The 12,470-nt window shown below is 32.2% G+C and carries 17 protein-coding genes; 1 reads left to right on the plus strand and 16 read right to left on the minus strand.

The window, feature by feature from the left end; genetic code table 11:
* The 6 genes from PYW31_RS12985 to PYW31_RS13010 form a co-directional block, all read right to left on the minus strand.
* The gene (locus PYW31_RS12985) at window positions 1-444 is read right to left on the minus strand and encodes a tripartite tricarboxylate transporter TctB family protein (RefSeq protein ID WP_046836006.1); all 444 of its coding nucleotides are present in this window, start codon (window positions 442-444) and stop codon (window positions 1-3) included.
* A gap of 12 nt (window positions 445-456) precedes the next feature.
* A complete protein-coding gene (locus PYW31_RS12990) occupies window positions 457-1,437 on the minus strand; it encodes a tripartite tricarboxylate transporter substrate binding protein (RefSeq protein WP_046836007.1) in 981 nt (326 codons plus the stop codon).
* Window positions 1,438-1,788: 351 nt separating this feature from the next.
* Entirely contained in the window at window positions 1,789-2,034 is a 246-nt protein-coding gene (locus tag PYW31_RS12995; RefSeq protein ID WP_046836008.1) for a hypothetical protein, read from the minus strand.
* 294 nt (window positions 2,035-2,328) lie between these two features.
* Complete coding sequence (locus tag PYW31_RS13000) at window positions 2,329-2,520, minus strand: hypothetical protein (protein ID WP_046836009.1); 192 nt, start codon at window positions 2,518-2,520, stop codon at window positions 2,329-2,331.
* Between the two features lie 78 nt (window positions 2,521-2,598).
* Complete coding sequence (locus PYW31_RS13005; RefSeq protein WP_046836010.1) at window positions 2,599-3,372, minus strand: DUF2705 family protein; 774 nt, start codon at window positions 3,370-3,372, stop codon at window positions 2,599-2,601.
* Between the two features lie 2 nt (window positions 3,373-3,374).
* The gene (locus PYW31_RS13010) at window positions 3,375-4,067 is read right to left on the minus strand and encodes an ABC transporter ATP-binding protein (protein WP_046836011.1); all 693 of its coding nucleotides are present in this window, start codon (window positions 4,065-4,067) and stop codon (window positions 3,375-3,377) included.
* 184 nt (window positions 4,068-4,251) lie between these two features.
* Here PYW31_RS13010 and PYW31_RS13015 point away from each other — a divergent pair, with 184 nt between their 5' ends.
* Complete coding sequence (locus PYW31_RS13015) at window positions 4,252-4,848, plus strand: NDxxF motif lipoprotein (RefSeq protein WP_046836012.1); 597 nt, start codon at window positions 4,252-4,254, stop codon at window positions 4,846-4,848.
* 78 nt (window positions 4,849-4,926) lie between these two features.
* Here PYW31_RS13015 and PYW31_RS13020 read toward each other — a convergent pair whose 3' ends face one another.
* The 10 genes from PYW31_RS13020 to PYW31_RS13065 all read right to left on the minus strand — a co-directional run bounded on the left by PYW31_RS13020 (window position 4,927) and on the right by PYW31_RS13065 (window position 12,336).
* Window positions 4,927-5,652: an NADPH-dependent F420 reductase gene (locus PYW31_RS13020; protein WP_046836013.1), complete on the minus strand. Its 726-nt coding sequence runs from the start codon at window positions 5,650-5,652 to the stop codon at window positions 4,927-4,929.
* 172 nt (window positions 5,653-5,824) lie between these two features.
* Window positions 5,825-5,971, minus strand: coding sequence for a winged helix-turn-helix transcriptional regulator (locus PYW31_RS13025; RefSeq protein WP_082104697.1), 147 nt, complete (start codon window positions 5,969-5,971; stop codon window positions 5,825-5,827).
* A gap of 60 nt (window positions 5,972-6,031) precedes the next feature.
* On the minus strand, window positions 6,032-6,805 hold the full coding sequence (locus PYW31_RS13030; RefSeq protein WP_046836014.1) for a PhzF family phenazine biosynthesis protein: 774 nt from the start codon (window positions 6,803-6,805) through the stop codon (window positions 6,032-6,034).
* Window positions 6,806-7,257: 452 nt separating this feature from the next.
* Complete coding sequence (gene eda / locus PYW31_RS13035; RefSeq protein ID WP_046836015.1) at window positions 7,258-7,884, minus strand: bifunctional 4-hydroxy-2-oxoglutarate aldolase/2-dehydro-3-deoxy-phosphogluconate aldolase; 627 nt, start codon at window positions 7,882-7,884, stop codon at window positions 7,258-7,260.
* Window positions 7,885-7,928: 44 nt separating this feature from the next.
* Entirely contained in the window at window positions 7,929-8,471 is a 543-nt protein-coding gene (hxlB, locus tag PYW31_RS13040) for a 6-phospho-3-hexuloisomerase (RefSeq protein WP_046836016.1), read from the minus strand.
* The gene (locus PYW31_RS13045) at window positions 8,468-9,094 is read right to left on the minus strand and encodes an orotidine 5'-phosphate decarboxylase / HUMPS family protein (RefSeq protein ID WP_046836017.1); all 627 of its coding nucleotides are present in this window, start codon (window positions 9,092-9,094) and stop codon (window positions 8,468-8,470) included. The genes hxlB and PYW31_RS13045 overlap by 4 nt, the downstream gene beginning before the upstream one ends.
* A gap of 1 nt (window position 9,095) precedes the next feature.
* Window positions 9,096-10,049 (minus strand): sugar kinase, encoded by a 954-nt coding sequence (locus tag PYW31_RS13050; RefSeq protein WP_046836018.1) that lies wholly within the window; start codon window positions 10,047-10,049, stop codon window positions 9,096-9,098.
* 13 nt (window positions 10,050-10,062) lie between these two features.
* Window positions 10,063-11,337: a gluconate:proton symporter gene (locus tag PYW31_RS13055; RefSeq protein ID WP_046836019.1), complete on the minus strand. Its 1,275-nt coding sequence runs from the start codon at window positions 11,335-11,337 to the stop codon at window positions 10,063-10,065.
* A gap of 11 nt (window positions 11,338-11,348) precedes the next feature.
* On the minus strand, window positions 11,349-11,597 hold the full coding sequence (locus PYW31_RS13060) for a hypothetical protein (RefSeq protein ID WP_046836020.1): 249 nt from the start codon (window positions 11,595-11,597) through the stop codon (window positions 11,349-11,351).
* On the minus strand, window positions 11,587-12,336 hold the full coding sequence (locus PYW31_RS13065; RefSeq protein ID WP_046836021.1) for a sugar phosphate isomerase/epimerase family protein: 750 nt from the start codon (window positions 12,334-12,336) through the stop codon (window positions 11,587-11,589). The genes PYW31_RS13060 and PYW31_RS13065 overlap by 11 nt, the downstream gene beginning before the upstream one ends.
* Between the last annotated feature and the right edge of the window lie 134 nt (window positions 12,337-12,470).

A 12,470-nucleotide genomic window follows, 5' to 3' on the forward strand; every position in this document is an offset into this window, starting at 1 on the left:
TTAAGGTAAACTGACATTCAATAATTGTGCGAATGTATACCATGCAATGCCAGAAAAAATCACAGTAACTAAAATATTTTGTAGCCATCGCTTATATCCATTAATTAAAAACATAATAGCGCCTAAGAATATGATTGTTGAAATTAAAAAGCCGAGACTTTCAAATGTTAAAGCATAAATAATTGTAAGGACGATGGTTATTACAATTCGCATAAATGTTCTTCTTTCAAATAATTGTGAAAATGCTGTAAATGTTTCGTGGCGTTTCTTAAACTCTTGAAAGAAATAGATGATACTCATTATAAGAAGCAATAGACCAACTAACATTGGAAAATACATTGGACTATTAGGATCGCCAATGTTCGATTTGGGTATATTAAGAGTTAATACTAAATAAATTACACCAAATAATATTAATAATATTGGAAAGACAAGTCGTGACATATACACTCCCCCTTATTTCAGACCTGAATCTTTGACTAGTTTTTTATATTTCTTACGTTGTTCTTTTAAAAATTTTTCACTCTCTTCACTATCTTTATAAAAATTTTCCCAATCATTATTCTTTCTTATTTCTTGCCATCTATCTGATTTCACTACATCTTGCATCGTTTTATCCCAATAGGCAATTTGTTCTGGTGACATGTCTTTCGGTCCCATCACGCCGCGCCAATGTGGAAATACAACATCAACGCCCTGTTCTTTCCAAGTAGGTACATCTTTAATACCTTCAACAGGCTTATCAGAAGTAACTGCTAACATTTTCAATTTCCCAGTTTGGTGTTGTTCTTTTACTTCAGATACAGCAGTAGAAGCAACGTCAACATGTCCTCCTAATAAAGATGTTTGTAAATCTCCTCCACTTTTATATACCAGGAAATCTATCTTATCTACATCAACACCATATTCCTTTGCTGCTTGAACAAATGCAAGATGATCATTATTCCCTAAACCTGGTGCGACGCCTATCGTTAAAGATTCAGGATCGTCTTTTAATTTTTCCATTACTTCCTTACCAGAATTTAAATTTGAATGATTTGATGCTGTTAAACTAATCCACTCCGTTGCTAAGATAGCAATGGGCGTGAAATCATCAGTACTTAAATCACTTAATCCTAATTCATGGTTAGATAATAATAAACTTGAATTAATAGCAATAGTATTAGGCGAACGTGAATTTAAATATTGCCATCCTACTTCTCCACCACCTCCAGGTTTGTTTATTACATTAACGTTTTGCTTAGTTAAATGCTCATCAATCATAATTTTTTGAACTGCACGCGCTGTAGTATCCCAACCGCCTCCTGGAGAAGCTGGTGCAACAATTTCTACTGTTTCATTAGGAAATTGTTTATTTGACGCGCTCGAATCTTTTTCTTTACCACAGCTTGCTAGTACAATTGAAAAAATGATTATTAAAATCCCCCATCTTTTCATCTTATTCCCCCTATTTGAAATCGCTTACAAACTATTTTAATATTAACAGAATATTCTGATTAAATAAATCATAAATTATATTGCAAAAATGTTATATCAATCAGATATCTTATTATTGTAAGAAAATATGCTTACTAATTCGTAGATGTTCTAATAATGGATTCACCTTAAATTCAGGTATTATTCTCTACAGAACGGCACCTTACTCTCTTTATAACTTTCATTCACATCATGTCACCTCTACAGTTGCTTATTTTACTTAATGTCTTATTAGTAAATACAATAAAGTCATATCAAAAACCCCTCACTACCATAAATAATGAGGGGATTGATATAAATCTTATTCGTTTTTCATCTTGTCTTTCTTTGTCTTTTACACATAAATGAGATGAGAGTTGTCATGATAGCCACTGCGATTAAAATATATAAAGTAACCATACTAGGCCCTGTAACTTTAAAGCCCAATTCAGAACTTCCATTAGGCTCTATATTCATATAAAAATGAAGAGCCATTATGATTAGGATACCTATAGTAACAAAAATTCCTATCATATCATTTACTAATTTGACATAGCGTTTGGTTTTTTCACTTAACATATACGCACTCCTTGATTTAAATTCTCTTAACAATACAAACTATCATTAAAACTATAACGGACAATGTTAACATCACATAAATGAAGAATTCTAATTTATTAATTCAGTTTGCTTCATATTCCATACAACGTCTTTCGAGTAAAATACATTCATTGATTTACTTGTTTTCTTCCAAGGAGCTATAACTATCCCGCTTTTTCTTGTTTTTTACTTTAATCAAAATAGGATAAAAAAGTAATAAAAAAACTACTAATATTTTAGCTGACATATATAAACACCTCCGACTTTGTTTAGTTATTTTTTGTCCGTTTCATTATGCTTTTTAGGAGCGATAACATCTCTTACAATAAGTACTCCAAAAAACAAGACTGAATAAATCACTGATCCAAGCACATTAATATCAATAATCCATATGAGTGATATATAACAAAAAGAGATGATTGCTAATAAAATATTAAAAACAAGTCTTAATTTCGCTCTATTCATATGTTATCAACCTTTCTAAAAAACACTCTCTTAGTAGCATAAGAGAGCGTTTAGTTATACTAGATATTGTAATAAAACTTAGACATTTTTCTTTTTGAAAACAAAGATCACTAAAGCTAAGAAGATAATAATATAAACGCTATTACCGATAAATAGCTCATGTAATTCTAGCTTAGTTAGTGCCTTAAATACTTCATTATCTGTAATTTGGGAACTCAAATTCAACATATTAATCGGTAACCATTTTAACCATTCCCATTGATCAATCAATGCGAACAAGATGCCTGAAACGATAGAAATTGCAAAATAGAAAATAATACCTATCGCTATAGAAACACCTGGACTCTTGAATATACAAGAGATAAGCAGCGTTAAACTTAATAATAACCACATGCCGACATAATTACTTAATGCAGTTAACAACATATCTTGTAAAAGTGAAAGATGATCACCCGATTGTTTTAAAATATTTACATCAGAGAAGAATGTTAAGTTAAGAATTAAACTAATCACAATACTAATCACAAATATGATGAGTGAATAAATAACTAATGAGATAATCTTACTTATAATAATGCTTGTTCTAGAATAGTTTCTGTATAATAAATTTTTAATCGTTCCATAATGGAATTCCATCGTTATAATCGTACTAGCCTGAATAATCATAAGGAAGAAAATCCATGAAAATGCACTATAACCTTGTTTAAATAATGCTTTAGATCCCATGATATCAGGATATTTTTTACTTAATATCGCTAACCCAATCATTAAAATAAAAATAAGAATGGGAATAATAATAGACGATTTTTTCTTGAACATTTTGAATAATTCTTGTTTTATAAGTGTTGTCATTATTACGCTTCCTCCTTACCTTCAATAATATTAAGGAGTACATTCTCTAGGTCGCTTTCACCTGTTTGATGCAATTGCTCCATAGTTGTTTCTCTTACGATTTCGCCCTTATCAATAATGAGAAGTGAATCTGTTACTTTGACAAGCTCACTTAGTATATGACTAGATATAAGGAAGGTAACGCCTTGTTCACGCAAGCTAATGATGGCTTCCCTCACATCTTTAACTGCTCTTGGATCTAGACCATTCATCGGTTCATCTAAAATGACGAGTTTAGGATGATTTAAGAAAGCGAGCGCTATGCCTAATTTTTGTTTCATACCTAAAGAATAAGTTTTGGCCTTGCTATGTATAAAGTCTTCCATTTTTAATTGCTCAATAATAAGATCGATATGCTTATTATCTGCGTCTTCATCGATTAATTTCATGTTTTCATAACCAGTTAAAAAAGGATAAAGACCAGGCGCTTCAATTAATGCACCTATATCATTATGTGTTGTGCTAATATTTTTTTTGAAAGTACCCGATTGATAGTTAGAAAGTCCTAAAATAACTTTCATCAGCGTAGTTTTACCAGCACCATTGCCTCCAACTAAACCTATAATATGGCCTTCTTCAAGCGAAAACGTGATATCTTTCAAAACATGTTTCCGTTTAATTTTCTTATTAATATTTTCCATGGATAAAATTTCCAATTTGCATCCTCCTAATTTTCGACACAAAATTTAGTTTAACAAAATTATTATGTTATTGAAATACTATTGTGATAATAATAGTATTTTTTATGTTTTATTGTATTGACAGGTAATACATGATTGAATATATAATTAATATGCTATATGCTCGATAAAAATTATATTGTGGTGAGGAGTTTGAACTATGAAATTGATAAAATACACATCAGTTATTGCGTTAGCTTTATTATTAACTGCCTGTAGTCATGGAGAATCTGAAAACAAAGGGTCAGACCAAAAAGCGAAAGCAACAGAAATTCCCAAAGAGGTGTTTTCTAGTCAAAAAAAGAATGAAAATATTAGTGTAAATGAAATGGACTCAAGCATTAAAAAGTATTTAAATACATTTGATGCACTAGATGATAATACTTCAAAAATTCGAAGTAACGCTGAATTAAATGAAACAGATCAAATGAAATTAAATAAGCTGACAAAACTGACAAATAAGAATGATGGCAATTTCAAACAGTTTATAGAAAGCAATAAACTGCCGAAGGAATATAAAAAGGGAAGTTTAAAAGTAAGTACATATGTAACTTCTGCGAATGAATTCATAAATCAGTTGAACGATAAAGTGGATGAAACAATGGAAGATTCTAATTCTGATAACAAAAAATTAAAAAATGTTAAAGCAATACATAAAATCAATGATAAATACAAAGCGCATGTGAACGGTAATAAACAGCAAGAAGTTGAACAATTTTTAGATAAGCATGAGATTAATACAACAGCATTTGAATAAACTAGAAAAAGAGGCACAATGACTTATTGTGCCTCTTTTTCTAGTTTATTCAATTAAGTTGCTCTTTCCATGAAGGGATTACTTTTCATTATAAATTTTTCTGTTCAAATTCACTGTGTCTTCATGAGTGAAATCAGGGGAAAAGTTTTCTATAATTTTATCTCTTAGTGTTGGAGCCTTTGCCTTGTTAGCTTTTTCCAATGCGAGAGCTAATTCCGCTTTCGTTAATTCTGTACAATACGCAGGCGTGCCTGGTTGGTGTTTCCATGAATCTGTTAATTCCCCATTGTCTACTACATCAAAGCCTATTTCATTTATTAAAGTAGCTACTTTTTCTTTTGCTGAACTATGATTTCCTGAGATAGCCATTGCAATACGATTTTTAGATTCTTGAGAAGCACCTTTATTTTCTAACGTATATGCGAGTAAATTGTTAAATGCTTTAACTACTTCTCGACCTATTTGCTGTGATACCCAGACGCTTTCAGGAGTTCCATGTTCAATAGCTTCGATTTGATTATCTCGAAATGGATAATAATTAGCAGTATCGACCACAATAACATCTTTAGAAACAAGTGCTATGATGTTATTAATGTCTGGAATAATATTTGTAGGAATCGAAAGAATTAAAATGTCTATATCTGTTATCACGTTTTCTATATCTACAGCCTGTCCACTGAATGTTTTGTTATTTAAATGTTCTATGCTACGTACATCTGCAATTTTTACTGTATGTCCGTTATCAACAAATTTATTAGATAGTGTTGATCCTATTGGACCAGCTCCGATAATACCGACTTTCATATTTATATCATCCTTATAATTTAGACTTAATTAGATTTGTGTACTGCTTTGTTGGTAATGATATACCCTATATATTTATTTTAAAAGTAGGCAATAAAAATAGCACAAGTACTAAAATTAGTACTTATGCTACTTAACAATGTTCTACAATTATTTATAGAAAGTATTAAAGCTATTCTTTATTACTTTTAGGTTGTTCACCGTGATATTTTCCGAAGGTTTCCATCATATCAATAATAGGTAAAAGGTCATTGCCTTTTTCTGTTAACCCATAAATAACTTTAGGTGGTACTTCTGGATATACTGTTCGACTGATGATACCATCATATTCAACCTATGCTCAATGTTATAGCTGGAATTGGTGAACTATTGTGAACTTTTAAATGTATAAATCACTAATAGCGTATAGGACTACATTTCCAGATAATGTTACTTTACTATTTTCAAATGGAGTATATAATTTACCTCCACGCGAAGAAGCTTGATATGCTATGATACTATCTTTATTTAACTTTTCTGCCCAGTAAGGAACAATATGGCAATGACCTGATCCACATACAGGGTCTTCATCTACGTTTAATTTTGGAGCAAAAGTTCTTGAAACACAGTCTACATCAGAACCCTGTGCTGTTACTTGTAAAAGCAAACCGTCTAGTTCTTTTACTTTATCCATATCAGGATCCAAATCAATAACTTGTTGTTCACTTTCTAAAATACATAATAAATCTCTACCCAAATATACTTCTTTAGGCTTTATTCCTATAGCTTGAGTAAGCTTATTTTCAATTTCAACTGGTTTTAAATCATACGCTGGAAAAACCATTTCAAATAACCCATTCTTTTTAGTGACGATTAAGTCACCACTAAGTGTTGAAAAAGTAACATTTTCTTTTGTTGTATCAATGTAATTTATTAAAACAAAAGCGGTTGCCAATGTGGCATGTCCGCACAACTCAATTTCTCCACCAGGGGTAAACCAACGTAATTTTTTAAAACAATCTGCTTTAGAAATAAAAGCTGTTTCTGAAAGATTATTTTCTTTGGCAATATTTAATAATAGCAAGTCATCTGGCCACTTTTCTAAAATACATACCGCCGCAGGATTGCCTTCAAAATTTTTGTCTGCAAATGTATCCACAATATACTGTTTCATTTTCCCCAATCCTAAAATTTGTTATATTAATTCTTAATATTTCTAATGCCCTTTTTAATGTTTCTATACACTTCGTATCTACTAAAGTCTACATGTTTCACAATTGATTCATTCGTAAACTTTAGGCTGTTATTTGAATATTTAAGTTCCTTTTTCTTATTTTTTAATAATGAAAATTTCTACCTTTCTCATTACTAGTCCTTCAGTCTTCAGACATTTTTTATACCCTTCACTTCATAAGTTGTCTAAAAGATATGGGCTTTCCTACAATTCTACAACTATCATTACGTCACTAATTATCATCAAACATATTAAAAGAGACTCCTCATTAAAAGAAGAGTCTCTTAATCTTTTCAGCATAAATTCAAACATTATTATCATATTCTATTCGTCAAATATAATTCAAGCACGCAATATCTATCATCCCATCAAAAAGTTAAAAATATAAGTCATTATATTTCGTTATGACTCATTAATTTCTTTATATACTTCTCTAGCTCACTTGCACCTGCTTCATCATAAATCTTAGTGATTTCACTTCCTATACCTACTGCGTAACTACCAGCTGCCAGCCATTCCTCGCTATTATTTATACCAATGCCACCTGTTGGGATAAACTCCAATTGAGGTAATGGACCTTTAAAATCTTGAATTGCCTTTGAATTAAATTGATTAGCAGGAAATAGTTTAATAATATTGCATCCAAATCGACTTGCATGAATCATTTCGGTTACCGTCATACATCCTGGAATATAAGGTATATCATACGTATTAGCGAATTGGGCTGAGGCTTTATCAAACCCTGGACTCACTATAAACCTTGCACCCGCTTCTATAGATGCTTGCGCCGATGCTTTATCTAAGACTGTCCCAGCGCCAATGATTGCATCTTGATAGTGATGAGATAATTCTTTAATAATCTCAGTGGCATTTGGCGTTGTTAAGGTGACCTCAATCGTCTTTAGTCCATTATCCAATAGTACGTGTGCAATATTAATAAACTTTTGTTTATTATTTGTTCTAATAACAGCAATAAACCGATTGTCTTTCACTTCTGCTAATACATGTAACGATTTCACTTTAAATCACCTTCTTTTACTATATTCCACACTATTTAAATACTTCATTCTACATTTGTGTGCTGCGCATTGGCACTTTGATTTGACGTATTATCACGTTCGGCTAATTTTTGATTTAATACATCCAAGCTAATATGCACTGTTTGGTCAAATAACGAAGATAGCAATTGTGTCGACTCCACTCCCGTGTTCATTTTTGTGGCTCCGGGTACGATAATCGATTTATCAGCAACTTGTGCCAATTTAGAGTTAGCATCACTTGTTAACGCAATAACATGGACCCCTAATTTCTTTACCTTTTCTGTTTGTGTTACTATGCTTTCAGTGGTTCCTGACCCTGATATTGCAACCCAGACGTCATCTTTTTGAACTGAAGGGGTGATTGTCTCTCCAACTACATAACTTTGATAGCCAATGTGCATTAACCTCATTGCAAAACCTTTGCCTTGAAAGCCACTTCGTCCCGCTCCCACGACAAATATTCTTTTGTCTTTAGTTAAAACTGTTGCTACATCATCAATTTCTTGTTCATCTACTAAGTGCATCACTTCTTGAATTTCATTTAAAATGATTTCTATTGTATTCATACTTTTAGTACCTCCATAAATTTTTTAGCGGTGTCTATAGGACTTTCAGAATTCGTAATTTTAGAACCTACAACAACAGTTTCAACGATACCTTGAGCTGCTAACGCTTGCGTTGCATTGTAATCTACACCTCCAGCAATTGCCAGATGCTGTATATGTCCATATAATTGCTTAAAATCCATAATTTCACTAACTGCTTGATTACTTTGCTGTTTATCTACTGAACTGTGTAACAAGTATATTGCTTGTGGGAAATCAGTGATACTTGCTATATAAGTAGGATCTAAATTAAGCAAATCAATCATCATTGTGCTACCCTGTTGTTGTGTCACTTCATAACATGCTAACAGCGTTTCATAACTTGCCGCACCCATAACCGTTACAATATCCGCGCCATATTTAAAAGCTTGATTAAATTCATATGTCCCTTCATCAATTGTTTTACTATCTACGAGTATTTGACTACCTGTTACAACTTCTTTAATTTTTTCTATAGCAACATTGCCATAATCTTTAATCAATGATGTACCAATTTCAATAATGTCAACATGTCCATTAAGCGCTCTCGCAAGCCCTACTGCTTCTTCTAATGCGATCCGATCTATTGCCACTTGTAATTTCATTTTAAAGCTCCTTCAATACAAGATCTAAACCTTTTTTAGTGGGGTAACCATCATTATCACCTGCTGATTGGACAGCAAGCGCACCTATGATGTTTCCTCTTTGTACTGCTTCTTCTATACTAATTTTTTCCAACAATCCTGTAATAATTCCTACTGCAAAGCCGTCCCCTGCGCCCACAGTATCAATAACTTGTTCTACCTTCTGTCCTGCTATTTTCTTACCACTTTTTGTGCCTTTTTCTTTTAAATACGCCCCATCTTTTCCTAGTTTCACAATAACTGTACTTGTTTTGTCACTTTGGTTTAAATAAAAATCCGCAATGACTTCAGGGTCATCACTACCAATCAGTACCTTTCCTTCATTGATACCTGGCAAAATAATATCTGCATGCTTGGCTAAATCATTAATAGTCTCACACATTTGCTTTTCAGAGTCCCACAATTGAGGGCGTAAATTAGGATCAAATGTTGATGTTATTTTATTTTGATCTAAAAGTTCAATCAGCAGTCTAAACGTAGATAATGCTTCTGATGAAATAGCTGGAAAGATACCAGATAAATGTACATGTTCTATATCTGTCCAATCGATGGTGTTTAATATTGCTTTATCAAAATGTGCTGCAGCAGATCCTTTTCTAAAGTAATGTATATCTGGATCTCCCTTACTCACACGATTTTTTAATTGGTACGCTGTCCAATAATCATCTGTACTTTCAATGTAATTCGTTCCAATGTTATTTTTTTTTAATGATTTAGCAATAAATTTACCGAAAGGGTCATTGCCAAGTCGTGTAATATATTGCGTACTATGTCCTAGACGTGATACGCCAACTGCAACGTTAACTTCTGCACCTGCCAAATATTTCGTGAATGTTGTAGCATCTTCTAAACTTTTATCCATATCATCTGCACCAAATAATGCGATGGGTTCACCAATTGTAATAAATTTGCTCATGTGTCATCTCTCCTCATAATATAAAGTACGCTAAGAACAAGTTAATTGCCGTTGCTATCCATATCCAAGGTAAACCTGTAATTAGAAACGTTTTCGTATCTAATTCATTGTATTGAACCGCCCAAAGATTCCACGATTGTGTAATACAAGCTGAAATACCGACCATGGAAGGTACAACGAGTAATCCATATAAAAAATACTGATCAAATAAACCCGTACTAACAAAAATACTTGCAGTAGCAGCACCCGCGCCATACAAGAATAGCGGCCCTCTAAAATATGCTAATGGTGCTAGGAAAATCATAATTATTGTTAACAATAATGTATTATTGGGAATGATTGATTTAAATACATCATTGAAATCTGCCATTGCATGAACCGCAGAGGCTTGGAACATATTTAACACAAATAGCATAATAATTAATCCTGCAATATCACTAATTGCGTTATATGCTGTATTGTTAATCATTTTAATTAAACCTGTATAAGTGCGCATGTTACCTGTAACTAACAAGGCAATTAATATTGAAATAAACAACGCGGGAATTGCGTCCCAACCTAAAGTAATATTTAAAGCTACTGGTAATATCGGAAGTAAGTATGTCCATGGTGACACTTCTTTCACTTCAGAGGATTCGTCTTCTGAAATAACTAACTTAGATTTACCATCTTGAATTTTCTTGCGATTAAATAAGATAAATATAATGGTAATAGCCATTTGTACAAGCATCGCTATAAAACCAAATTTTTGATATCTCCATCCCCATTCTATTTTTGGAAAAAAGACTTGGAATTGCACAAACAAAACATTGTTTATATACATCGCTGCACCAATCGACAAAGTAAACACTAAAACCGCTATATGTTTAGGTACGCCAATTGAATACATGATTGGAAAAATAATAACACCAATAGCTATAGCTGAACCAACACCATAAGAACTCGAAAAAATTAAAGCAAGTACACAGGATATAAGTATTGTCGCTACTACAGGATATCTATTACCAACTGTTTGTGTACGTCTACTAATACTCCCAGCTATACCTGTATCAACTAATACACGTCCAAACCATGACCCAAATATAATATTCACAATTGTACTCCCATATTTAAGAACAGGTTCTGTATATATTTCTTTTATAGCAACGTTTAATGGCACAAGGCCGATAATTGTCCAAAATATAGCCATAACCAAAAATCCTAAGGTTAATTTCCCGCCACGCATAACAAAAATTACAAATAATACAAACGTTATTAATAATAATATGCCAGTGATTGCTGCACCCATATCCCCACCACCTAGTATTTATTTAACTCACTTAATATTCTTTGATATGTTGATATATTTCTTTTTTTCTTTTCTTCATAAAAAAATGAATTTTCAAGATTGTTGAAATCTAACGCCACATAGTATGCAGTGAGATACGCTGCCAATGCTTCTTTTGCTGATTTTTCGATATCTTCAGAATTACTCACTTTTCTCTGAATAGATTCCATAAATTTATAAGCAAATTTTTCTGCATCTACGTTTGTTTTCTTAATTTCCATATCCAAACACCTCGATTAACTGTTTATCTGTTAAAATTTCTACTTTTTGGTTCGAAGGATATTCCAATGCAACCGGTACATCTTTAGGTAAACGTGACAGTACTTGTTTCCAATCGATATCGCCCCGATCTAATGATGTTGCAACTAATTTATCATGCACTTGTGACACATTCTTTAAATGGATATAGCTAATATAAGGTTTCAAAACTTCTGCACCTGTGACTTCACTCTCACCAACATAGCGAAAATTCCCTAAATCGTATGTGTAACCAATATTGAGACCTATCGCAGTCGTATCATTTAAAAAAGATAAAATGTTGTTTATCTTTCCTGACTGTTGCGTTTGATCATTTTCAACCATAAAATTAAATGCTTGTTGATTAATCATCTTTAAATTCCGTAACTGTGATTTCTCTTGGTAATTACCAATCGTCATTTTTACATGTGTCGCTTTAAGCTTTTTTGCTTCATCAAAATATTGTGAAATAGCAGGATTCAATTTCCCACTGTCTAAAAAAATAGCATCTGGTACGCTATAAAAAATTGTAATTTTATTTCTCTCACAAAATTTAGTAATAGCTGTAATTTCGCTATCAATATCCTTAAAATACTCTCTCCTAAGTTCAATATTGTTAAAACCCATGTCGACAATATAGTCGAATAATTCAAGTTGTGTTAATCCAAAATTTATTTTCTCTTGAGCAACAAGCATGTTAAAAACTAAACCATTACTATTCATATCATCAGCCCTTTATCTCGAATTTGGTAAACCGGTTTTCTAAACTCAATTATCATAGTAAACCGGTTTACTATTAATGTCAACGCTTACATTTAGTCTTTTTCAAACAACAATGTTAAAATTTGATATGATTA

Origin of the sequence: Staphylococcus succinus, assembly GCF_029024945.1 — a bacterium.
Lineage (GTDB): Bacteria > Bacillota > Bacilli > Staphylococcales > Staphylococcaceae > Staphylococcus > Staphylococcus succinus.